A 23,340-nucleotide genomic window follows, 5' to 3' on the forward strand; every position below is an offset into this window, starting at 1 on the left:
AAAGAAGCACCTCACCCGTTAGCAGCGTGGCTTTAGCCCCCGGCCTCGATCGGCCTGAGCCGGGGTAACAGCAATTGCACCCAACCAAGCGCTGCCAGATAGGCCACCGCCGCGAACAACAGCAGCGGCAAATAGCCCAGTCCCGCCGCCAGGATCAGCCCAGCGATCTTGGCGATCGCCACCCCGCCCATATTGCCGCAGAACGACCCGAACGACGTCACCCGACCGACCCGGTGCTGGGGCACGATATCGGCGATCATCGCGAAGATGTTGGTGGAAAAGGCCTGATGCCCGGCCAGCGCCAGCGCCATCAGCGATACCGCGACCGGATAGCTATGCGTCAGCAGTGCCAGTGGGATCGGGACGACGGCCAGTGCACCGCCAAACAGCACGGCCTTGCGCGCCGCATTCATCGACCAGCCACGCCCGAGCAGCCGCGTCGGCACCGCTCCGCCGATCAGCGAGCCGATCGCTGCGCCACCATAGGCCAGCGCCAGCGGCACACCGAGCGCGACGCCCGACAGCCCGAATTGCCGATGAAAGAAGTCGGGCAACCAGAAGAGCAACAGCCACCAAGTCGCATCGGACAACAGCTTGGCCCCCGCCACCGCCCAGGTCCGCCGGTCGCGCAGCAGCGGCGCGTCGGGTAACGGCGGCGCGGCGTCGGCCAGCTTGGGCGCGGCAAAGACGATCCCTCGCGCCGCTATCAACCAGGTCAAGGCCCAGCCCAGCCCGACCAGCCCGACCGCGATGAACGTACCCCGCCAGCCGAATGTCAGGCCGAGGACCGGAATGGCCAGCGGCGCCAGGATCGCGCCCAGGCTGTTGGCGGCATTGCCCGCACCGAACCCGGCGGACCGCCAGCGCGGCGGCAGGACGGCCGCGACCGTCTTGATGCCCGTGGGCGTCCCCATCGACTCGGTCGCGCCCAGGGCCACGCGCACCGCGATGAACGCGCCCATCGACCGCGCCCAGCCATGGAGCAAGGCCGCGACGCTCCACGCCGCCACCCCGATCGGATTGGCCCAGCGCACGCCCAGCCGATCCACGATCCAGCCGCTAAACAGGAAACCGACCGCCGCGCCGCCCTGAAACCAGGCGGCCAGCGTGCCGTATTCGTCATCGCTCCAGCCAAGATCGGCGGCGATCACCGGCTTCAGCACCGCGATGACCTGCCGGTCAACGAGGTTCAGAACACCGGCCGTGATGACCAAAGCAAATAACAGCCCGCGATGGCGCGCGCTCAATTCCCCGACATGTCTCATGCCCGCATCATGGCGAGGCGCCGGGCACGGCGGCGAGACAGTTTCTCTATCGCGCCGCCAAGCCGCTCACAATGTCAGCGGGGCATGATCGATCCGTGGGAGGACATGGCGGGCGAACAGGTCCGCCTCCGCCGCATGCGGATAGCCCGACAGGATGAACGCATCGATGCCCGCTTCGCGGTAGGCCTGTAGCTTGGCGAGAACCTGATCGGGATCCCCCACGATCGCCGCACCGCACCCCGAACGCGCCCGACCGATGCCGGTCCACAGATTGGCCTCGACATAGCCGTCGCCGCTCCCCTCACGCAATTCGGCCTGGCGGCGAACGCCCGCCGATTGCGAATCCAGCGAGCGCGACCGGATCGCCGCGCCGGTGGCATCATCCAGCTTGGACAGCAGCCGGTCGGCGGCGGCGCGCGCCTCCGCCTCGGTTTCGCGAACCACGACATGGACACGGTAGCCGAAGCGCAAGCTCCGGCCGCGCCGGGCGGCCCGCGCGCGCAGGTCGGCGACGATGCCGCGCACGCCCTCCATCGTGTCGGGCCACATCAGATAGACGTCGGCGCCCTCGGCCGCCGCCTCACGCGCGGCCTCCGACAGGCCGCCAAAATAAAATGGAGGGCACCGCCCCGATACGGTCGTCACGCGCTGCGGGTCGAGCTTCAGCTTCCAGAACTCGCCGTCATGATCCAGCGGCTTTCCGTCGAGCAGGGTACGCAGGATGTGCATCGCCTCGACCGTGCGGGCGTAGCGGGGCGCGCTGTCCAGCGTCTCGCCGGGCAGGTCGCTGGATATGATGTTGACGGTCAGCCGCCCGCCCAGCATCCGGTCGATCGTCGCGATCTGGCGCGCCAGTTGCGGTGGCCAGCTTTCGCCGATCCGCACCGCCATCAACAACCGCATCCGCCGGAGCAGCGGCGCGATCCCGGCGGCAAAGGCGGTGGTGTCGATGCCCAGCGCATAGCCCGACGGCAGCAGGCAATTGTCATAGCCCGCCGTCTCCGCCTGCAACACGATGTCGCGGCAATGCTCCCAGCTGGAGCGCAACGCCGGATCGGGCACGCCCAGAAACTCGTAATCGTCGTCGCACAACGCCGAGAACCAGCTGATCTCGCATGGGCCAAGCGTATCGGTCATGGCAGGCGCTCTCCCATTCCGGCCTGAAGCACGGCATACCATTCGGCGCGGGTCCACTCCACGCGGTACACCTCGGCCGCCGCGCGGATACGGTCGGGATTTTGCGATCCGATGATCGGGATGATCCGCGCCGGATGCGCCATGGTCCAGGCCAGCGCCGCCGTCGCGGCATCGACGCCCCAACGCCGGCCATGCTCGGCCAGCAGCGCCCCCGCCGGATGATCTCCCGCAACCAGCCGTCCGCCCGCCAGCGGCGACCAGGCGAGCACCGCCATGTCCCGCGCCATCGCCTGATCCAGCGTACCGTCGAACAGCGGCGCCGAATGCAGCGGCGAAAATTCGGGCTGGGTGGTCAGGATCGGCAGGCCCAGAAATGCGGAGAGCGCATCGACCTCGGCCGGGCTGTGGTTCGACACGCCGATCCCGGCGACCTTGCCCGCCTCCACCATGCGGGTCAGCGCGGTGGCGACCTCCTGCGGATGGCTCAGGAAATCGCGACGATGGATCTGGTACAGCTCGACCCGCTCGACGCCCAGGCGCGTGAGCGACGCGTCCAGCGCCCCGGCCAGATACGTCGCGCTCGAGTCATAGGGAAAGCCCGGCCAGATGCCGCCCTTGGTCGCGATCACCATCCGCTCACGCAATTCGGGCGCCTCGGCGAGCACCCGTCCCAATAGCGCCTCGGACGATCCGAACCCGCCATCGTCGACGCCGTAGATATCAGCGGTGTCGAAAAGGGTGATCCCGGCATCAAGCGCCGCCTCGACACGGGCACGCGCCGAGGAGACATCCTCGCCGGTAAAACGCCACATGCCCCAAGCTATCGGGGACACAAGGATTGCACTCTTGCCGAGCGGCCGTGCTTCGCGGGAAAGGCGGATGGTCGTCATCGGGCGTCGGAATGGCATAGGGACACGGGCAATGGTAGCCGCAATTCGATACGGGATCGTCGGAACGGGCATGATGGGCGTCGAGCATCTGCGCAACATCGCGCTGGTGCCGGGGGCGCAGATCGTGGCGATCGCCGACCCGGTGCCGCAATCGCTCGACTGGGCCCGCGACGCGTTGGGGTCCGCAGCGGCGAACGTCACCGCCTATGACAGCGTCGAGGCCTTTGCCCGCGACGCGCGTGTCGACGCGGTCGTCGTTGCGTCCCCCAATCACACTCACCGCACGGTGCTGGAACCGCTGTTCGACATGGATGCGGCGATCCTGTGCGAAAAGCCGCTTGCCACCACCCTCGCCGATGCCCGCTGGATCGTCGAGCGCGCCGCCGGTCATGCCCGGCCGTTCTGGACCGGCATGGAATATCGCTTCATGCCCCCCGCCGCCGCCTTTATCGATGCCATCCATGGCGGGCGCGTCGGCCGGTTGCAGATGCTATCGATCCGCGAGCACCGCTTTCCCTTCCTGCCCAAGGTCGGCGACTGGAACCGCTTCGCAGCCAATACCGGCGGCACGATGGTCGAGAAATGCTGCCACTTCTTCGACCTGATGCGGTTGATCGTCCGGGCGGAACCGGTGCGCGTCTATTGCTCGGGCGCGATGGACGTGAACCATCTCGACGAACGGTATGACGGCCGCACACCCGACATCATCGACAACAGCTTCACCACCATCGATTTCGCCAATGGCGTGCGCGCGATGCTCGATCTGTCGATGTTCGCAGACGGTGCCGAGCATCAGGAGGAAATGAGCGCGACCGGCGACACGGCCCGCCTCGACGTCCTGATCCCGCCCGGCGAACTGGTCTACAGCCCGCGCGTCGGCTTCGGCGGAGACAAACGCGTCGAGCGCACCCGCATCGCGATCGACCCGACGGCCCATGCCGCAGGCAGCCATGAGGGCGCGACCTATTACCAGCACCTCGCCTTTGCCGATGCGGTGCGCGGCGAGGGCCCCGTCCAGGTGTCCGCGGAGGATGGTCTTCGCGCGGTGGCGATGGGCGTCGCAGCGGAAATCAGCGCCCGCGAACACCGCGTGGTCGAGATGCGTGAGGTCGAGGAGATCGTACAGTGTCGTGACCTCGGCTTGCTTGGCCGCTTACCGTGACCGCATCGGGCGCTTGGACCCAAGGTCGGCCGGAGCGGTCATGCCTGCAATGCTCCGATCAGGGCATCGCGGGCTAATGCCACGCGTGGGTGGCGCAAGGAGGATTTGGCCCAGACAAGATAGTATGGGTTGGTCGGCACGCGAACAGGCGCTTCAATTTCGACAAGGGTGCAGGCCGTGCGCTCGGCGCTGGTGAGATAACCGGGCAGCACCGTCCAACCCAGTCCTGCGCATAGACCCGAGCGCAGGACGCGCAGATCAGGTGCGGTCAGGGCCGGAAGCGTTGCTACTTCAATCTGGTTCGCCTCCAGCCAGTTGCGCACCAATGGCCGGTCGAGGTCATAGGCCAGATAGGGCACCGTATTAAGCGCCTCACGCAGCGGCATGCGCGCAATCCGCTCGGCTATGGCGGGTGCGGCCACGGCGCGCAGGTCTTCCTTGCCGATCTCCTGATAGGCGAGCCGCGCGTCTTCGGGCTGGGATGCGGTGATGCCGAGGTGCACTTTATCGTCGAGCAGCATGGCATAAAGCGCATCGCGCCCACCGATATGCAGGCGCAGATCAAGCCCGGCGCCGAGCAACGGCCCGAGCCTTGGCGTGATCATTTCACCGAGAAGGTCGGATGGCGCGGCGATGTGGACCGTGCCCGAAATGCGAACCGACCGCGCGCGCGCCGATGCCAATGCGGCTTCGGCCTTATCGAGGCTGCCGCCAATCGAAGCGGCGAAATCGTCCGCGATCGCCGTGGGACGGACACCGCGCGAATGGCGATCGAAAAGCGGATGGCCAAGTTGCGCCTCGAGTGAGGCGATGTGCTGAGAAACCGCAGGCTGCGTGATGCCGAGCGCGCGCGCCGCGTCGCTCAGCGACCGACGGCGATAAACTTCGATGAAAGTGCGCATCTGTGGGAGGGACATTGCGTTTCCATAAATTGATTTATGTATGGTGGCCATTCCCGTTGGGTTTCATGATGAGCGATCAGGCCTATTTGATCGAGCATCGACGCGACAGACGGATAACTGAGGCTGCATTCTGACAGGCGTTGGTCCGAGCCATCGTTGCAACGGCATCGTCACTCGCCCCCGATCCGGCACGCAAAGGAGCCAAACCGATGACACGCATTCTCATGATCGCCACGTCCGCCGACCGCATGACGCCCGGCACCGAGCCGACCGGCGTCTGGCTCGAAGAACTGACCACGCCCTACTACGGCTTCCGCGATGCGGGCGCCGACGTGACCCTGGCCTCAATCAAGGGTGGCGCGATCCCGGTCGACCAGCGCAGCGTCAACGCCGATGGCGAGAATGATGCGTCGGTCGAGCGCTATCTGAAGGACGAAGCGCTGAAGGCCGAAGTGGCCGACACGCCCGCTTTCACCAGCATCGACACGGCCGATTGCGACGCAGTGTTCCTGCCCGGCGGGCACGGCACGATGTTCGACTATCCCGGCAGCGAGGAACTCGCGCGATTGGTCGAGCGGTTCGACCGCGAAGGCAAGATCCTGGCCGCGGTCTGCCACGGCCCCGCCGGGCTTGTTTCCGCGAAAAAGCCCGATGGCACGCCGTTCGTGGAGGGGCGCCGGGTTGCCGCCTTCACCGACAGCGAGGAGCGCGCCGTGGGCCTCGATCAGGCCGTGCCCTTCCTGCTCGAAACCCGCATGAAGGAACTGGGCGCACACCATGAGGGCGGGCCCGATTTCCAGCCCTTCGCTCTGCGCGACGGCAATCTGGTGACCGGACAGAACCCCGCTTCGGCCACACGCACGGCGGAACTGGTCATGGAAGCCCTCAAGGCAAAGGCCGTCTGATCATGCGCTATCTTCACACCATGCTGCGGGTCACCGATCCGCAGGCGACGGTTCGTTTCTTCGAACTGCTGGGCCTCAGGGAAACCCGGCGGATCGAAAACGAGCAGGGGCGCTTCACCCTTATCTTCCTCGCGGCTGACGAGGATCATCGCGGCGAGGGCAAACCCGGTCAGGCCGAGGTCGAATTGACCTATAACTGGCCGCCAGAAGATGGCAGCCCGGTCGAGACCTACACCGGTGGCCGGAATTTCGGCCACCTCGCCTACCGCGTCGAGGACATCTACGAGACCTGCGCCCGGCTTCAGGCCGGCGGGGTGACGATCAATCGCCCGCCGCGTGACGGATATATGGCGTTCGTCCGCTCGCCCGACGGCATCTCGATCGAATTGCTCCAGCACGGCGAACGCAAGGCGCCTGCCGGACCCTGGGCTTCGATGCCCAACGTAGCGCCCAGCTTCTGTCATTCGTTTAATTCAAGCGATACGGAGGTCCGGCTACGCTTGGTCGCAAGATCGCAGTGGGATGGGGGAATGCGGACCGTGACAACGCTGAAGCCTTCGGTCGATATAGCCTCGATCCGCCTCCCGAAAGTGATCATACCGGATTCCCTGGCTTTCACCTTCTTGCCGATCTTATTGTCAGGGAAACGGGTATTTATGCCCTTCCCTCAACCGCCTCGATATTGAAACCACCTCCTCCGGGCGATCGATAAGGTCGCGAATCGCAGCCGGATTGCCCTGGTCGATGATGCCGTAGACCGGCGTTCGCGCGGCGCGGCGGTCGGTCAGCGACAGTTCGTCGGCCTGGCTGATCGCATAGCGATTCACCTCGTCGATCACCTCTTCCAATGGTTCGCCGTGGAAGACGAGTTGGCCTCGCGTCCACGCAATCGCGTCGTCAACGTCGACCATCTCCGTCTGGCGGATGAAGCCCACGCGGGCGCCCCCCTGCACTGTCGTTCCGAACGCCACGCGTTCGCCCTTACGCGCGAGCTTGGCGACCGACGTGGACCTGTCCTGTGGATCGGCCGAGACGGTGACACGTACCGTCCCGTCGGTGATCGAGACGTCCGCCTCGCGGCGACCAATGGTGACGCCGAAGGCGGTGCCGACCGCAGTAACCGCACCAAACCGCGTCTGCACGACGAACGGACGATTGCGGTCGTGCGCCACCTCGAACAGGGCCTCGCCCTCCTCCAACAGCAGGCCGCGGCGGGCACGGGCGAAGCGGACGCTCAGCGCGGTCTGCGCACCGAGTGTGACGGCAGACCCATCAGCCAGGCGGATCACCCGCCGCTCCCCTCGCCCCGAGACATAGCGGACGACGGTCGCATCGGCGGCGTCCGGCATCCTTGGCTGTGGATTGCCTCCCACCGTCAACACCAACGCCGCAGCGATCGTCCAGCCGAACCACATGGGGCGGCGGGACGGCGTGTGGTTCGCAGCGGGACGCGGCTGCTCGCCCAACCAATCCCAGAACGCCTGCCCCTCGGCGCGGTCGTCGGGATGGAGCGTGTCCGCGCGGTCGCCGAGCAGCGCGTCGAACACCGCCTCGCGGCGCTTCCCCAAATCATGGCGGCCCAAAACGTGGCGGTCCGGGTCGTGGCGTTCGCTCATGGCGCCACCTCGCGCAGATGCGCCAGTCGGTCGTACAGGTGGCTCACGGCATGGGTCAGGTGTTTCTGGACCATCCGCGGACTGATCCCCAGCGCGCGCGCAATATCGCCGGTACCCATTTCGTCGAACCGCCGCATCAGGAAGATCGCCCGCGCCCGAGGGCTTAGTTCGGCCAGCGCCACCTCGAGCGCCTGCTGCAGGTCGACAGCGCGGCGGCGTTCTTCCTGACGTGGCGCGATCGACGGGTGCAGGTCATCGGTCAACGGCACAAGGGCCGTATGCCGGCGCCCCCGATCGGCGATCAGGTTCGCAGCGATCCGGAATAGATAGGCCTGAGGCTCATCCAGCGAACGCTGGCGCGCGGTGGCGATCAGGCGCGTGCACGCTTCCTGCACCAGATCCTCGGCCTCGTGCGGATCGAGGATGCGCCGCGACACGAAGGCGCGCAACGCGGCACGATAGGCCGCGAAAGGCGCGTCGCTACCGTCAGCCTGCCCTCGCCCGTCAACAACGACGGCCTTATTCGCATCCTGCTGCATCCCCCTGCGTCCCCCTCGCCTCTATGACGTGCGTCCACATCATTGGCGAACCGAAAAATTAAGCATTGCAGAAAAATGTCGCGGTCGCGGTTCGCATCTGTGTGGTTGTTGCGTCAAAAGCAGCGGGGGGCAGCGGAAAGCTGCGATACCGATCCGGGGGGACGAACATTGATTAGAACCTATCGGCTGCTGCTGTCCGCGTGCGCGACGGCGATGATCGTACCGACCTCAGTCGTGGCCAAGGAACAGCGCACCGTCACGATCGACGTGCCGGCCGGCCGCCTCGACGAGGCACTGCTGCGGGTCGCACGTCAGGCGGGATTGCAACTCGTCTTCACCGATCCTGCCGTCGCCGACCGGCGCGCACCGCAGATCAACGGCCGCTACACGCCCGGTGCTGCGCTCGACCTCCTGCTCGCGCGCAGCGGTTTCGGCTGGCGCTATACCGGGCCGCGAACGGTGCGTGTCGTGCCGCTCGACACCGCCTCGCTAGCGCCGGTCGCCTTCGTCCAGGCGACGACCCCGGCACCTGTGCATCAGGTCGTCGGCGAACGCCTCGCGCCATCCAATACCGCGATCGAAGCCGCGGTGAACGCCGATGGGGCCGCACCGACATCCGACATCGTCGTTGTCGGTTCACAGATCAAAGGCGCGAACAACGTCGCCGCGCTGCCGGTAACAATCGTCGACGAACAACAGATCGCCGCCACCGCCGCAGTCAGCGGCGACGAACTGTTCCGTTCGATCCCGCAACTGGGCGATGTCACCTTCAACAGCTCGTACCTGCCCAACAGCTCGAACGCGGCGCGCGGCGACGTCGGCTCGGTCAATTTGCGCAATCTTGGTGTCGGCAACACATTGGTGCTGCTCAACGGCCGCCGCGTGGTGAACCACCCGACCAGCCGCGCCGACGACAACCTGGTCCCGGTACTCACCTACAATACCAACGCGATCCCCGTGTTCGGGCTGGAGCGGCTGGAGGTGCTGCGCGATGGCGCCGCCGCCATCTATGGCTCGGACGCGGTGGCCGGGGTCGTCAACACTGTACTGCGCACCGATTTCAACGGCGTGCAGATCGAAGGCCAGACCGGCTATCCCGAACACACCAGCCAGACCGAGAACACCCTCTCGCTGCTGGCAGGGACCGACATCGGCCACGGACGCGGCAACATCACCCTGTTCGCCAGCTATACCGATCGCACCCCGCTGCGCAGTTCGGAACAGGATTACACCGCCTATGACGACAAGAGGCCGCTGTTCGTCGGTACCCGGTTCGCAGGCGCGACCGCGCTCGACGGCCGGTCGTCGATCACCCCCTGGGGCTCGTTCCAGACGGTCGGCAACGTCCAGGTTCGTCAGGGCACCATCGCAATGACCAACGCATCGGGCCAGTTCCACATCCAGCCGCTCACGAACAGCGGCTGTCAGACCAATGCGACTACGGGCCTGAAGAACGGCCTGTGCATCGATGACGGCACCAACACCGCAGCCGCGGACCGCAATCTGCGCTTCGACCCGCGTGCGGCCTACGACACCTACATCATGCCCTCGGTCGAGCGGCTCAACCTGTTCGTCAACGGCCATTACGAACTGACGCCGGGTCTCGAGCTGTTCGGTGAGGCGGGCTATTACAAGGCGACCACCGACAGCATCCAGTCGCCGTCCGGCACGCTCAGTTCGCTGCCGATCATCGTGCCGGCCAGCAACTACTATAATCCGTTCGGCCCGACCGTGCTCAACGGCGCCGCCAATCCCAACCGCCTGCCCGGCATCAACGCGCCCGCCAGCGGCCTCGCGGTCACGCTGTCGAGCTACAACATCGCGGATGCCGGTCCCAACCTCGTCCATGTCGAGAACGACCAGTATCGCGTGCTCGCTGGCCTGCGCTGGGACTGGCTCGGTTTTCAGTGGGAAAGCGCCGCGCTCTATTCGGAGGCGCAGGTCCGCGACACGTCGGACGGGATCAGCTCGACGCTGTTGCAGCGCCAGCTCGCGCTGTCGACGCCCGACGCCTACAATCCCTTCAACGGCAGCGACCTGTCGAACCCCTCGGGGCGCGACACCGCGCAGAGCAACGCCGCCGCACTACAGGCGATCCGCATCAAGACGACGCGCTTCAGCAAGGCGACGCTGGCGCTGGCCGATGTGAAGCTGTCGAACGCAGCCCTGCTGACACTGCCCGGCGGCAACCTCGGCCTCGCCCTCGGCGCGGAAATCCGCCGCGAGACGCAGCTCGACGACCGCGATCCGCGCGTCGACGGCACGACGACCTTCACGGACAGCGTCAGCGGAATCACCTATGGCTCCGACCTCGTCGGCACCAGCCCGTCGCCCGACACCAGCGGCCGCCGCATCGTCGCCGCGGCCTACGCCGAACTGGCGGTCCCCATCGTCGGCCCGTCGATGCATGTGCCACTGGTCCGCAACCTCGAATTCCAGCTGGCCGGCCGGTTCGAACATTACAGTGACGTCGGCTCGGTCGCAAAGCCCAAGATCGCCGGTGCCTGGGACGTGATCCGCGGCATCCGCCTACGGGGCTCCTACGCCGAAGGGTTCAAGGCGCCCAATCTCGAACAGATCAATGCCCGCGTCGTCACCCGCTCGAACACCCGCGTCGACTATGTCCGCTGCGAAGCGCAGCTCCGGACCGGCGCGATCAGCTCCTTCGCCAATTGCAGCCAGTCGTTCGCGATCAGCGCCCAGCGCGCGGGCAATCCGGACCTGAAGCCCGAAACCTCCAACACCTGGAGCGCAGGCGTCGTGCTGGAACCGCACTTCCTCGACACGACGGTCGGCCGGATCACGCTGACCGCCGACTATTGGAACGTGAAGCAGAAGGGGATCGTCGGCATCTTCGGCGAAGGCAATGCGTTGATCGCCGACTACCTCGCCCGCGTCGGCGGCGGCACCAACGCCAATGTCGTTCGCGCGACGCCGACCGCAGACGATATCGCACTCTTCGCCGGATCGGGACTCCAGCCGGCGGGCCGGGTGCTCTACGTCAAAGATCGCTACGTCAATTTGCTGCCGCAGCAGGCGTCCGGCGTCGACCTCGGCTTCAACTGGCGGCTGCCGGACTTTGGTGCGGGGCGGCTGACGCTGTCGGCCAATGCCGCCTATCTCCGCCGCTTCTTCCTCGAACCCTCGCAGCCGATCCAGCAGCTCATCGACGCGCGCGCCGCCGGCACGATCAACGCCGGTACGTCGATCGCCGATGCCGGCGACCTCGTCCGCCAGAACGGCAAGCCGCGCTGGCGCGTGACCGGAACCGCGACGTGGAGCTACCGCCAGTTCCAGATTGGCGGCTTCACGCAATATACCAGCGACGTGGACGACACCGGCCTGATCGATTCGGCGGGCGCGGCCTGGCTGATCCAGGATCAGATGACCTACAACCTCTACGGACAGGTCAGCGTCGGCAACAAACAGGAAGGACGGTATCGCATGCGGATCGGCGTCAGGAACCTTACCAACGCAAAGCCACCGCTGTCCTCGAACGGCTTCCTCGGCTCGCTCTATAATCCGTACGGCCGCTACTGGTACGCCAACATCCGGGCGTCGTTTTGATGCGCATGTGCCATTTCGCCCTTGTCGCGCTGCTCCTGCCATCCCTCGTGGCGGCGCAGGAAGAAGAGCCACAGGCCCGCTCGCCCTCGGGCGGCGACATCGTCGCCTATGACCAGATTCACAAGCCGATCGTTGGACGCGGCGGCATGGTCGTCAGCCAGAACCGGATCGCGGCGGCGGTCGGTGCCGACATCCTGCGCAAGGGCGGCAATGCCGTCGACGCGGCTGTCGCAGTCGGCTTCGCGCTGGCGGTGACGCTGCCCCGCGCCGGCAACATCGGCGGCGGCGGCTACATGCTCGTCCACATGGCGGCGAAGGGCGGCAAACCCGCTCAGGACATCGCCATCGACTATTACGGCCAGGCCTCCCGCCACACGACCGACGATCTGCTGCTGGGCCCTGACGGCAAGGTCGACGCGAAGAAGGTCATGTCGATGAAGGGCATCGCCATACCCGGCACGGTCGCCGGACTGTGGGAAGCACACCGCCGCTTCGGTTCGCTGCCCTGGGGCACGCTGATCGCGCCGGCGATCGCGATGGCGGAAAAAGGTGTCGTCCTGTCCGATGACGAGGCGCAGGCACAGGCCGCGCAGCGCAAGCTGATGGCCGACGATCCCGCTGCGATGGCGACCTTCTTCAAGCCCGACGGCAAGGCCTATGCCGCCGGGGAGACGTTTCGCCAGCCGGACCTCGCCACGACGCTGACGACGATCGCTGCCAAAGGGCGCGACGGCTTCTACACCGGACCGCTCGCCGAAAGGATCGTGGCGGGCATCCGCGCTGGCAGAGGCATCATCGATGCGGCCGACCTCGCTGGCTATCGGGCGATCGTATCAACACCGATCTGGTCGAGCTACCGCGGCAGGCGCATCGCCTATATGCCGCCGACCGCATCGGGCGTCAGCGTCGCCGAGGGCATGAACATCCTGGAGACGTTTCCGGTCGCGGAAGCAAAATGGGGCAGCGTCGCCAACCTCCATTTGCTGTCGGAAACGATGAAGATCGTCTCCGCCGATCGCCGGCTGGTCGGCGGCGGCCCTGACTGGCGAACACCCGCGGTGGGCCTGGCCAGCAAGGGCTTCGCGGCCGAACGGGCGAAGTTGATCCGGCCCGACCGATCGCTCGGCAAGGATGACGTACCCGACGGAAATCCGTACCCTTACGAAAGCCGCGACACGACGCACTTCTCGGTCGCGGACGCTGCGGGAAACGCGGTCAGCAACACCTATACGCTCTCGGCCTCTTACGGGGCGCACGTCGTCGCGCCGGGTACAGGGATCCTTCTCAACAACTCGCTCGGCAACCTCGCCTGGGGCCGGCGCGGCAGCGCGACCGAGCGGCGCGCGGCCCTGCCCGTCGCCAACAAGCGCGTGGGATCGACGATCACGCCGATCATCGTCTTCGATGGCGATCGCCCCTGGCTCGTCACCGGCACGCCCGGTGGCGGCTATATCATCGCGACGATGGTGCAATTGCTTTCCAACGTCATCGATCACGGCCTCAACGTCAGCGAGGCCGCGGAACGGCCGCGGATCAACCAGAGCGGCGGCGATGCCGCATTGGAGCTGGAGGAAGGCTTCTCGCCCGACATCGTGCCGATGCTCGAAGCGAAAGGGCATAAGGTGCGCCGGTCGAACACGATGGGCTCGATCCAGTCGATCATGGTCGATGGCGATCGCTTCCTCGGCGCCGCCGACACCCGCCGCCCCGACGCCGCCGCCATTCCTGTCCGTTAGGAGCATCGCCATGTACCGTCCGCCGAACGCCGGGCTCCCCTGGGAGACGTCGATGCCTGCTCGTCCGATCTTGCGAAAACGGCGCGGCGGTCAGTAACGCCACCGAGGTCGGGTACCAAATTCACGCCGCATCAAACCGCCCCCTGTCACCCATTCATCGACAAGCTGGGCGTACTGGCGGGCACTGAGATGGCCGTTTTGATCGACCCGCTGGGAAGACACAGTCATCCACTGAGCCGCCCCGCCGTTCGAGCTAGGCCAGTAAGCTGGCGCGAGCGCCTGGCACCAGTTCGAACTGAACCGGTCGGGTGGATTTTGGAGCCCTTCTTGCGCTTTGCCCCGTCATAGCCAGCACGCTCGCCGCTTTCCGGCGTGGAGCGCAGGGTGCGGCTGTTGATGATCGCGGCGCTGCGCTCGGCCTTGTCCCCTACGGCCCATCTTAACACAGCCCACAGATCGTCTACCATCGCCTCGAAGCACCCAGCCGCCAGCCAGCGTTGCGTCTGCTGGTATACAGCCGCCCAAGGCGGCAGGGCGTTCGGCATCCATCGCCACGGCGCGCCCGTTTTCACGATGTAGCGCAGGCCGTTGAACACCTCGCGCAGGTCATGCTCCCGCTGACCCGCGTCCTCTCGCTTTAACAGCAGGTACGGCAAGACTAGCGACCATGCCTCGTCGCTGATGTCAGATAGATACGGCTTGCGGCAAACGCTCATCCAACGCCGGATGAATCAACAGCTCTCCCAAGTCCATAACAGCCTCTAGATCATCTTGAGGACAATCCCGAACTCGCGTTTGTCCAGTTTTCCGTCATGGTCACGATCGGCCATATCGAAATGCTCCAACAATTCATGGCCAGCGGGAATTTCGGCTTTGGCAATATATCCATCCTTGTTTTTGTCATATTTGCTGAAAGCCTGATCGACGACGTTCGGCTTCGCATCGGCCATGGCGGTAGTGGGGGCAAGCATGAGTATGATGCCGGTCAGTCGGAGGAATGTCTTCATCGCTAATCTCCTTGGAAAAACTGTTCAGAACCAGCTGTTAAGGCCGAGGACGAGGCGTCCTTCGAAAACGTCACGGCCCGCGAGCCGCCGGTAATCGGCGGTATGACCCGCGGATCTTTCGTAGGAATAACCCAGATAGGGGGCGACGGAACGTGTCGCGCGATACCGCAGGCGTATTCCTGTTTCGATCGAAGACAGCCCCGCGCCCTGCATTCGGCTTCGATCGTTCCTGCCAAAGGTGCGAAAGCCCGCCACGGGTTGCAAGATCAGGCGGTTGGTCAGCAGAAGGTCATATTCCGCCTCGGCACGGAGCATCGTCTGCCCATCCGTACTCAGATATGCCGTCGCCGATATGTCGAACATAAAGGGAGCCAGCCCCTGGATGCCGATCGCCGCCCAGGTCTGATCGGTCTTGTCGAGCCCGAAATCCTGTCGGATTCCGCCCACCACATCCCACCAGGCCCCTTTTGCATGGCCGTAGAGCAACTCGACGTCGCCGCGCGTCTTGCCGCCCTCGCGTTCTCCTGACGATCGCACCCAGAGGCGCTGCACATCGCCGCCCGTCCAGGATGTCAATTCCCAGGCGAGGCCCACCCGGCCATCGTCGTTCCAGCTTTCCAGCCGATCGAGATTGACGAGCGTCACGCGTGGCGCATCATGCGCGTGTTTGCTCATCAGAATCGGGAAGGCGGCCGCCCGATCCGCCTGGGTGGAGACGGGTATGGGGCTTTTGGGGATGCCTGGCATGGTCGGTAAGGGCGATTGTGTCGCGGGCGTCGGGGTTGCCGCCAATGCATCCGACGCCGTGGCCGTCGTCATAGCCCCCTCCCCCGCATGATGATGGTGCTGCGCCGTGGCGGCGGATGCGACAAGCCCGGCAAGGGTTGCGGCAAATATGACGGGCGCCCTCATCGTCCCGCCTCTTCCACCACGACTTCGCGCATCATGCCGCCGTCCATGTGGTATAGAAGGTGACAGTGATAGGCCCACCGGCCCAGCGCGTCGGCAGTCACGCGACAGGACCGCCGTGATCCGGGCGCTATATCCACCGTATGCTTGCGGACCTGGAACGCACCACGGTCGTCTTCCAGGTCGCTCCACATCCCGTGAAGGTGAACGGGATGGTGCATCATCGTGTCGTTGACGAGGACCACCCTCAGTCTTTCGCCATAATTGAACCGCAGCGGTCTGGCATCCATGAAGGGCACCCCGTCAAACGCCCATGCGAAGCGCTCCATGTTGCCCGTCAGGTGGAGTTCGATCGTACGCCCCGGATCGCGGCCATCGGGATCGCCATCCAGACTGTGCAGGTCGGCATAGGTCAGGACCTTGGTCTCGCGATCACGCAGGCCGACGCCGGGATCGGACAGCCGGGGTTGCGCCACCATTGCCTGCATATCGACATAGGTGCTGTTCCGCTCGGTTCGCGGATGACTTACCGGCCCCTTCAGAACTGGGGCATCGCGACGTTCGGCGACGAAACCGGCATAGCGATCCCGCTTGCCGTGCGCCGCGTGATCCATGCCCATGTCCTTCATCGCCAGGATTGGGCGCGGGTCGAGCGGCGGAACTTCGGCTCGCAGGCCGGGTCGACTCGTCAACGTACCGCAGGCGAAGCCGGTACGCCCCATATCCTGGGCGAACAGCGTAAAGGCATCCTGTCCGACGGGCTCAACGATGACGTCATAGGTTTCGGCAACCCCGATACGCAGTTCGTCGACCGTGACCGGATGCACATATTGCCCATCGGCCGCGACCACGGTCAGCTTCAGGCCGGGAATGCGGAAGTCGAAATAGCTCATGTTCGCGGCGTTGATGAGCCTTAGGAGAACACGCTCGCCCTGGCGAAACCCGGCCTCCCAGTTGGCGGCGGGGGTATGGCCGTTCATAAGATAGGTGTAGGTCAGGCCGTTGACGTCCGACAGGTCGGTCGGCGTCATCCGCATCCTTCCCCACATCTTGCGATCCGCCACGGTCGCATCCCAGCCATAATTGCGGATGTCGGACAGGAAGTCGCCGACGGTGCGCCGGAACATGTTGTCGTAGGACGGCATCTTCTTGAGCCGGCTGTAGAGCGCGGCCGGGTCCAGATCGGTCCAGTCGGACAGCAGGACGACATGCTCGCGGTCATAACGATAGGGCGCAGGCGCAACCGGATCGACGATGATCGCGCCATAGAGTCCGGCCTGCTCCTGGTGGAGCGAGTGGCTGTGATACCAATAGGTGCCTGCCTGCCGCAGGTGAAAGCGATAGAGATAGGCCTGTCCGGGATAGATGCCGTCGAAGCTCATTCCCGGCACGCCGTCCATGTTGGCGGGCAATTGGATGCCATGCCAGTGCAGCGAGGTCTGGACGTGGCCCGACAGGCGATTGGTCACGCGCACCGTGACGGTATCGCCCTGCCGCCAGCGCAGGGTTGGGCCCGGCAGGCCGCCGTTCACCGTGATCGCGGGGCGATCCCGGCCGGTGAAGTTGACGCGCGTCGCACCGATGTCGAGCGCAAGGTCGGGGCCGGTCAGCATCTGGGGAGCATGGCTGGCGCGGGGGAAAGTCGCGGTAGCGGCGCTGGCGCGGCCGGCGACGGAAAGGCCCACCGACAGCCCCAGTCCCTGGGCCAGCCCCTGGACGAAGCGCCTGCGCGACACGTCGGGCAATGCCGCCCCTCCGCACCCCGCGGAAGAGAATAAAGTCATGGAAAGCATCCTGATTACGGCCGATCCCCACGAAAGGCGGGGAATGGCGGATCACGTCCGTTTCTTCGGTCGGATCAACCTAGGATGGGAGGGCGCAGCAGAAGCGGACGGGGCGCGCGTGCCACCGCGAAACCGTCATACCCTTCGAAGATGGCAAGGGCGAACACTCCCCGCCGTTCGAAGCTATCGCTACCGAGCAGGAAAACCTGCGGGACTTGCACCGTACAGCAGCCGAACTTGGCCTTATCCGCCTTGCCGTCCTTTGGGGACGGATCATGGCTGGACGTGATTCTCGCATGATCCGTCATGGCAATATCCCGCCCTGCCACTGCCGCATCATGGCAGTTGGCGGTGGCCGTCATCGTCATCGGTATCGCGAGCGTCCGCATCGGGACGTGCGCGGCGGCATTGCCGACCGACCCCATGGTCAGGCCCAGCAAAATCAGCATCCTCACAATGATGGGGAAACCGGCCAAGACACATCCCGAAGCTGCAATTGTGGTGACGAAAACGGTTCTTTTTCGTCCAGAGCACGGCCGACATATCAGGTTGCGCCGGTTTTTCGCAACGCACCAACCAAGATTTCAAGAGAATATTTGCAGGAGACCAACTCTGGACCATAGTCTCGACATTTAGTCATAACACTGAAAAGGGATAATATTCTTCCGTCGCCGCCATGCAAGATCGCGACACGTTCGATACAGTTCACGGTTTTTGCGCACGGCATCGCGGCATGATCGTTCCGCAACCGCGAAATTACCGTTGACTCTGGAGTATGGTCCAAGCGTTAGGCTCTGCCCATGTCGATTCGGAACCCATCCCGGACAGCGCCGCTCCTGACGATCGGGGTGCTTGCCAAGCTGGCAGGCGTGGCGGTCGACACCATCCGCTATTACGAGCGTGAGGGCCTGTTGAAACCGCCGGAGCGCAAGGCATCGGGGTATCGTCAATATGACGAGGCGGCGGTCGAACGGGTTCGTTTCATCCGCCGCGCCAAGAAGCTGGGCTTTACGCTTGGCGAGATCAAGAATCTGCTGCTGCTCGAAACCGACCGGGAGAACGGTGTTCTGGGCGTCAAAATCCGGGCGCACGAACGGATTCACGAACTGGACATGCGCATCGCGGAGATGATCCGGATGCGCGATGCGCTGAAGGAGTTGGCCGAAGCCTGCCCCGGAACCGGCGAACCCGAATGCTGCCCGATCCTGTCTGCGCTGCACGGAGATGCGGACCGGGACGACACGCCCGGCGAAGCGGATGAGCCACCGTCCTGCTGCCATGGTGGAACGCAACGAATTAGCTAACGAGGTCGGTTCAATGTCGGAAGAAAGGGCCGTCGCCCTCAACCTGCCTTTGCGGGGTATGTCCTGTGCGGCATGTGCGATCACGATCGAAAAAATCCTGAACCGGCTTTCCGGTGTCCAGGCGCAGGTGAATTTCGCCACCGAGCGCGCGCATGTCCGCTATGATGGCCGGCAGGTTTCGCCCGCTGACATGGTGGCCGCGATCAACCGCGCGGGCTTCGAGGTGCCGCCCGAAACGGCGGTCTTCGACATCACGGGCATGAGCTGTGCGGCCTGTGCGGCTGGGATCGATGGCATCCTGAAGAAGACCGATGGCGTGGTTGGCGGCGGGGTGAACTTCGCGTCCGCCAAGGCGCGAGTCGATTATATCCCGGGCGTGATCGACGTTGCCGGGATCGCGAGCCGGATCGCCAAGGCCGGTTTCGGGGCGACCGAGGCGCGTGACCTCTCCGCCGATGAATTGGCTGCCAAGGAAAAGCGCGATCAGGCAGCCTGGCGCCGCGAATTGGGAATGTTCCTGGCTTCCCTCGTCCTGACGCTGCCGCTGTTCGCGCAGATGGCGGTGATGTTCGATCCCAGCCAGATGGCACATCTGGTGAAGGGCCATCATGTGGAAATCCTTTCGCGCTGGACCCAGTTCGCGCTGGCCACACCAGTGCAGTTCTGGATCGGCGCGCGCTTCTACAAGGCGGCCTTCAAGTCGCTTCGCTCGGGCACGGCGAACATGGACGTGCTGGTCGTGCTCGGCACCAGCATCGCCTATCTCTACAGCGCGGTGGTGACGCTGTTCGATATCATCGAACTGCACGTCTATTTCGAGGCTTCGGCCTCGATCATCACCCTCATCCTGCTCGGGCGGCTGCTCGAGGCGAATGCCAAGCGCAAAACGTCGTCCGCCATACGCGCCCTCCTCAATCTCAAGCCCAAGACGGCGAAGGTTGAACGCGACGGCGTGATCGTCGAGGTCGATGCTGGAACCCTGCTGGTCGACGACATCTTCGTCGTCGCGGCTGGCGAGAGCGTACCGGTCGATGGCGAGGTTCTGTCCGGGCGGTCGAGCGTCGATGAGGCGATGCTGTCCGGCGAGAGCCTTCCCGTCGCGAAGGAGGCGGGTTCGAAGGTCTTTGCGGCGACGGTGAACCAGAATGGGATGCTGCGGGTGCGCGCGACCGGGGTCGGCGCGGACACGATGCTGTCGCAGATCATCCGCATGGTGGACGAGGCACAAGGATCGAAGCCGCCGATCCAGCAGTTCGTGGACAAGATCGCGGGTATCTTCGTCCCGGTCGTCGTCCTGATCGCGCTCGCCACCCTGGTGGTGGCGTGGATGGTGACAGGCGAGTTCCAGACCGCGCTCGTCAACGCCGTGGCGGTGCTGGTCATCGCCTGCCCCTGCTCGCTGGGGCTGGCGACGCCCACCGCGATCATGGTCGGAACCGGTTTGGGGGCGAGGCACGGAGTCCTCATCCGCAACGCCCAGGTGCTGGAGCGCGCACGCGGCCTGTCGACGCTGGTCGTCGACAAGACGGGCACGCTGACCCAAGGAAAGCCCGAAGTCACCGACATGCTGGCCGCTTCCGACTGGGCCGCGCGGGACGTGCTTCGCCTGGCCGCCGCGCTCGAGCAGGGATCGGAGCATCCGCTGGCCCGCGCCATTCTGAAGAAAGCGGCAGACGAGCGGATCGTACCCGAGGCCGTCGACCAGTTCGATACCGTTCCTGGCAAGGGCGTATCCGGCATGGTCGGCAACCAACGGCTCAGCCTGGGTTCGCCCGGCTGGATGACCGAACTGGGCATGGCGATCGGACCGGAACTCGCAACACGGGTTAACAGGGTTCAGGCGCAGGGCAAGACCGTGGTCGGACTGGCCGTCGACGGTGTCGCTGCCGGCTTCATCGGGATCGCGGACCAGATGCGAACGACTTCGGTAGAGGCGGTACGCAACCTGCGGTCGATGGGCATCGATGTGGTCATGCTGACCGGCGACAATCGCCATACGGCCGAAGCGATCGCGGCCCAAGCCGGGATCGACCGCTTCGCGGCGGAGGTCCTGCCGCAGAACAAGGCCGAGGAGGTCCGGCGGCTCCAGGGGATCGGCGGCACGGTCGGAATGGCGGGCGATGGTATCAACGATGCCCCTGCCCTGGCCCAGGCCGATGTCTCGTTCGCGATCGGTGCGGGCTCCGACGTGGCGATCGAGGCGGCCGACGTCGTGCTCGTCCGCAACGACCTGCGTGGTGTACCGACGGCGGTCGAACTGTCGCGCGCGACACTGGCCAAGATCCGCCAGAACCTGTTCTTCGCCTTCATCTACAACGTGTTGGGCATTCCGCTTGCCGCCTTCGGGCTGCTTAACCCGGTCATCGCCGGAGCGGCGATGGCGATGAGTTCGATTTCGGTGGTCAGCAATTCTTTGCTGCTGAACCGCTGGAGGCCGCGCTGACATCGGTCGCGCTTCATATGAGGAGGAAATCATGAGTTCGGTGCAGATGACGGTTGACGGCATGACCTGCGGGGGCTGCTCGGGCCGTCTCAAGCGAGTGATGGAGGCCGCGGAGGGCGTCGCGTCGGCCGAGATCGAACTGGCGACCAAGCAGGTGGTCGTGGCCTTCGACCCGGCGCTGATCGATCGGCAGGGGCTCGAAACGATCGTGAAGGATGCGGGCTTCACCGTCGTTCCCGCCTGATTGGCTCCCAACCGATGCGAAGGCGGGGCGTGTCGGGGACGACGGCGCCTTCGCATCCCAAACCAACAGCCATCACACTCAACAGCCATGCCGGGGGGCGGGACCATGAGCGACCGACTGGGGACAGCGCCGATCCAGAAGCCGACGATGCGCGCCGCGCTACGGTTGCTGGGTGGCTACTGGATTTCGCGCGACCGATACTGGGCATGGCTGCTGCTGGGAACCAGCATCGCGCTCCGCTCCGGGTCGGTATGGTGCACGTTGCAGTTCTCGTTGTGGAACAAGCGGCTCTACGACGCGATCGGCGTCCGCAATCTCGACGCCTTCTGGTCCGAGCTTCTGTTCGTGGCCGGGCTCAGCCTGATCGCGGTCCTGGTCGATACCTTCACCATCTGGATCAGGATGATCCTGCAGATGCGCTGGCGGGTGTGGCTGAACGACCGGTTCCTGGCCGGCTGGCTGGAAAACAAGAGCTATTACCGGATCGAGCGCGCCGGACAGATCGACAACCCCGACCAGCGCATCGCGCAGGATCTGGCCCTCTACTCCGAAAAGGCGCTCGAATACGGCTTTGAGATCTATCGCCAGCTCGGGGTCATCGTCACGCTTGGCGTAGTCCTGTGGACCGCATCGCGCGCGCTTCACTTCGACATGGGCGGGCATTCGGTGGCGATACCGGGCCTCGCCTTGTGGGTGATGATCCTGTTCGTGCTGGGCGGCAGCGCGATCGTCGAATGGATCGGCCGACCGCTGAACCGGACCCGCTATCGCCAGCAAGCCTATGAGGCGGATTATCGGTTCGATCTGGTCCGGGTGCGCGAATATGCCGAACCGATCGCGCTCTATGCGGGCGAGCAGGCCGAGAGCGCACGGCTGGGCGCCGCATTCGCGCGGGTTCGCGGAAACTGGAAAAAGTTGGTCGGCGATACCAAGCGGGTCATGCTGGGCGTCGACAGCGTCAACCAGTTCGGACAGGTACTGCCCTATCTGATCGCCACTGGCGGCTATTTCAGCGGGCACATGACGCTGGGAGACCTGACCCAGATGGTGCAGGCCTGTCTTCAAATCCGCATCGCTCTGTCCTGGTTCGTCCTCAACTATCGCGAACTGGCCGAGTTGCGCGCGACAAGCCGTCGCATCTGCGAATTCGACGGACTGCTCGCTGGCCGCGCCGGGGCGGCGAAGGGATCTGAGGGGGGCGGCGCCCTGACCATCGAGGCCAGTGGCGACGAGATGCTCCGCACTCGCGACCTGACGCTGGTGACGCCGGAGGGACTCGCATTGACCGATCCGGTTTCGCTGACCATCCGCCCCGGCTCGTCAAGCGTGGTGTGCGGGCCGTCCGGATGCGGCAAATCGACCTTTCTGCTCGCGCTTGCCGGGCTGTGGCCGCACGCACGGGGCAAGATCGAACTGCCCACCGGACCTGCGATGTTCATCCCGCAGCGCCCTTATGTGCCAGGCGGCACGCTGAAAGCCGCGCTCGTCTATCCGGCGTCGCTGGACGATTTTACCGACCGGGATTGTCGCGCCGCCCTCGTCTCGGCCCGGCTGCCTCGCCTCGTCGAACGGCTGCGCGACATGGCACCGTGGCAGAAGTGTCTGTCGCCGGGCGAGCAGCAGCGGCTGGCCTTCGCGCGGCTCTTCCTTCACCGACCGTCGCTGGCCTTCCTCGATGAAACCACGTCGGCGCTCGACCAGGATACCGAGGAGCTTCTCTACCGGCGGCTGCGCGACGCCCAGCCCGACCTGACGATCGTCAGCGTCGCGCATCGGGGATCGGTGATCGCGCTCCACGACCAGATTTTCACCATTTCCCCCGTCGGGGATGCGCCGGTCGTACCGGCATCAGCAGCGCAGGAAACGTTGTCCGAGACGCTCAAAAAGGCGCCGGCAACATCCCGTTGAGGAAAACTCAACACCAAAACAG

At 65.2% G+C, this 23,340-nt stretch carries 18 protein-coding genes and 3 pseudogenes; 9 read left to right on the forward strand and 12 right to left on the reverse strand.

Features of this window, described 5'->3' with window-relative positions; genetic code table 11:
* Nucleotides 1-32: 32 nt before the first annotated feature.
* The 3 genes from ACFX59_RS06365 to ACFX59_RS06375 form a co-directional block, all read right to left on the reverse strand.
* Nucleotides 33-1,265: an MFS transporter gene (locus ACFX59_RS06365; RefSeq protein WP_387430713.1), complete on the reverse strand. Its 1,233-nt coding sequence runs from the start codon at nt 1,263-1,265 to the stop codon at nt 33-35.
* Nucleotides 1,266-1,331: 66 nt separating this feature from the next.
* Nucleotides 1,332-2,402 carry an LLM class flavin-dependent oxidoreductase gene (locus ACFX59_RS06370; protein WP_387430715.1) on the reverse strand — a complete coding sequence of 357 codons (1,071 nt, stop codon included), beginning with the start codon at nt 2,400-2,402 and terminating at the stop codon, nt 1,332-1,334.
* Nucleotides 2,399-3,292: an aldo/keto reductase family oxidoreductase gene (locus tag ACFX59_RS06375; protein WP_387430717.1), complete on the reverse strand. Its 894-nt coding sequence runs from the start codon at nt 3,290-3,292 to the stop codon at nt 2,399-2,401. The genes ACFX59_RS06370 and ACFX59_RS06375 overlap by 4 nt, the downstream gene beginning before the upstream one ends.
* 31 nt (nt 3,293-3,323) lie before the next feature.
* Between ACFX59_RS06375 and ACFX59_RS06380 the strand changes: the two genes are divergently transcribed.
* Nucleotides 3,324-4,454 (forward strand): Gfo/Idh/MocA family protein, encoded by a 1,131-nt coding sequence (locus ACFX59_RS06380; protein WP_387430719.1) that lies wholly within the window; start codon nt 3,324-3,326, stop codon nt 4,452-4,454.
* Between the two features lie 38 nt (nt 4,455-4,492).
* Here the strand turns inward: ACFX59_RS06380 and ACFX59_RS06385 are convergent, their stop codons facing one another.
* On the reverse strand, nt 4,493-5,371 hold the full coding sequence (locus tag ACFX59_RS06385; protein WP_387430721.1) for a LysR family transcriptional regulator: 879 nt from the start codon (nt 5,369-5,371) through the stop codon (nt 4,493-4,495).
* 194 nt (nt 5,372-5,565) lie between these two features.
* On the opposite strand from ACFX59_RS06385, the gene ACFX59_RS06390 reads away from it, so the two are divergent.
* Together ACFX59_RS06390 and ACFX59_RS06395 are read left to right on the forward strand one after the other, a co-directional pair.
* A complete protein-coding gene (locus tag ACFX59_RS06390) occupies nt 5,566-6,261 on the forward strand; it encodes a type 1 glutamine amidotransferase domain-containing protein (RefSeq protein ID WP_387430723.1) in 696 nt (231 codons plus the stop codon).
* A 2-nt stretch (nt 6,262-6,263) separates the two neighbouring features.
* Nucleotides 6,264-6,707 (forward strand): annotated as a pseudogene (locus ACFX59_RS06395) (VOC family protein); the annotation flags it as partial.
* Nucleotides 6,708-6,899: 192 nt separating this feature from the next.
* Here ACFX59_RS06395 and ACFX59_RS06400 read toward each other — a convergent pair.
* Both ACFX59_RS06400 and ACFX59_RS06405 read right to left on the reverse strand, forming a co-directional pair.
* Nucleotides 6,900-7,877, reverse strand: a complete 978-nt coding sequence (locus ACFX59_RS06400; protein WP_387430725.1) for a FecR family protein — start codon at nt 7,875-7,877, stop codon at nt 6,900-6,902.
* Nucleotides 7,874-8,416, reverse strand: a complete 543-nt coding sequence (locus ACFX59_RS06405; RefSeq protein WP_387430727.1) for an RNA polymerase sigma factor — start codon at nt 8,414-8,416, stop codon at nt 7,874-7,876. The genes ACFX59_RS06400 and ACFX59_RS06405 overlap by 4 nt, the downstream gene beginning before the upstream one ends.
* A 168-nt stretch (nt 8,417-8,584) precedes the next feature.
* On the opposite strand from ACFX59_RS06405, the gene ACFX59_RS06410 reads away from it, so the two are divergent.
* Nucleotides 8,585-11,983, forward strand: coding sequence for a TonB-dependent receptor (locus ACFX59_RS06410; protein WP_387430729.1), 3,399 nt, complete (start codon nt 8,585-8,587; stop codon nt 11,981-11,983).
* Nucleotides 11,983-13,719 carry a gamma-glutamyltransferase gene (ggt, locus tag ACFX59_RS06415; RefSeq protein WP_387430731.1) on the forward strand — a complete coding sequence of 579 codons (1,737 nt, stop codon included), beginning with the start codon at nt 11,983-11,985 and terminating at the stop codon, nt 13,717-13,719. Before ACFX59_RS06410 ends, ggt begins: the two co-directional genes overlap by 1 nt.
* 111 nt (nt 13,720-13,830) lie before the next feature.
* Here the strand turns inward: ggt and ACFX59_RS06420 are convergent.
* The 6 genes and pseudogenes from ACFX59_RS06420 to ACFX59_RS06445 form a co-directional block, all read right to left on the reverse strand.
* Nucleotides 13,831-14,035, reverse strand: a pseudogene (locus ACFX59_RS06420) (integrase); the annotation flags it as partial.
* Nucleotides 14,028-14,435: pseudogene (locus ACFX59_RS06425) on the reverse strand (transposase); the annotation flags it as partial. The pseudogenes ACFX59_RS06420 and ACFX59_RS06425, both read right to left, overlap by 8 nt.
* A gap of 45 nt (nt 14,436-14,480) precedes the next feature.
* Nucleotides 14,481-14,726: a hypothetical protein gene (locus tag ACFX59_RS06430; RefSeq protein ID WP_387430733.1), complete on the reverse strand. Its 246-nt coding sequence runs from the start codon at nt 14,724-14,726 to the stop codon at nt 14,481-14,483.
* Nucleotides 14,727-14,750: 24 nt separating this feature from the next.
* A complete protein-coding gene (locus ACFX59_RS06435; protein ID WP_387430735.1) occupies nt 14,751-15,545 on the reverse strand; it encodes a copper resistance protein B in 795 nt (264 codons plus the stop codon).
* Between the two features lie 89 nt (nt 15,546-15,634).
* A complete protein-coding gene (locus ACFX59_RS06440; RefSeq protein WP_387430737.1) occupies nt 15,635-17,419 on the reverse strand; it encodes a copper resistance system multicopper oxidase in 1,785 nt (594 codons plus the stop codon).
* A 74-nt stretch (nt 17,420-17,493) separates the two neighbouring features.
* On the reverse strand, nt 17,494-17,895 hold the full coding sequence (locus ACFX59_RS06445) for a hypothetical protein (RefSeq protein ID WP_387430739.1): 402 nt from the start codon (nt 17,893-17,895) through the stop codon (nt 17,494-17,496).
* Nucleotides 17,896-18,267: 372 nt separating this feature from the next.
* Between ACFX59_RS06445 and ACFX59_RS06450 the strand changes: the two genes are divergently transcribed.
* The 4 genes from ACFX59_RS06450 (at nt 18,268) to ACFX59_RS06465 (ending at nt 23,318) form a co-directional block, all read left to right on the forward strand.
* The gene (locus ACFX59_RS06450; RefSeq protein WP_387430741.1) at nt 18,268-18,723 is read left to right on the forward strand and encodes a heavy metal-responsive transcriptional regulator; all 456 of its coding nucleotides are present in this window, start codon (nt 18,268-18,270) and stop codon (nt 18,721-18,723) included.
* A 13-nt stretch (nt 18,724-18,736) separates the two neighbouring features.
* Nucleotides 18,737-21,166, forward strand: a complete 2,430-nt coding sequence (locus ACFX59_RS06455; protein ID WP_387430743.1) for a heavy metal translocating P-type ATPase — start codon at nt 18,737-18,739, stop codon at nt 21,164-21,166.
* A gap of 31 nt (nt 21,167-21,197) precedes the next feature.
* Nucleotides 21,198-21,410 carry a heavy-metal-associated domain-containing protein gene (locus tag ACFX59_RS06460; RefSeq protein ID WP_307098198.1) on the forward strand — a complete coding sequence of 71 codons (213 nt, stop codon included), beginning with the start codon at nt 21,198-21,200 and terminating at the stop codon, nt 21,408-21,410.
* Nucleotides 21,411-21,515: 105 nt separating this feature from the next.
* Complete coding sequence (locus ACFX59_RS06465; RefSeq protein WP_387430745.1) at nt 21,516-23,318, forward strand: ABC transporter ATP-binding protein/permease; 1,803 nt, start codon at nt 21,516-21,518, stop codon at nt 23,316-23,318.
* Nucleotides 23,319-23,340 lie beyond the last annotated feature (22 nt).

This window comes from Sphingomonas sp. NCPPB 2930 (assembly GCF_042867205.1).
Taxonomy (GTDB): Bacteria; Pseudomonadota; Alphaproteobacteria; order Sphingomonadales; family Sphingomonadaceae; genus Sphingomonas.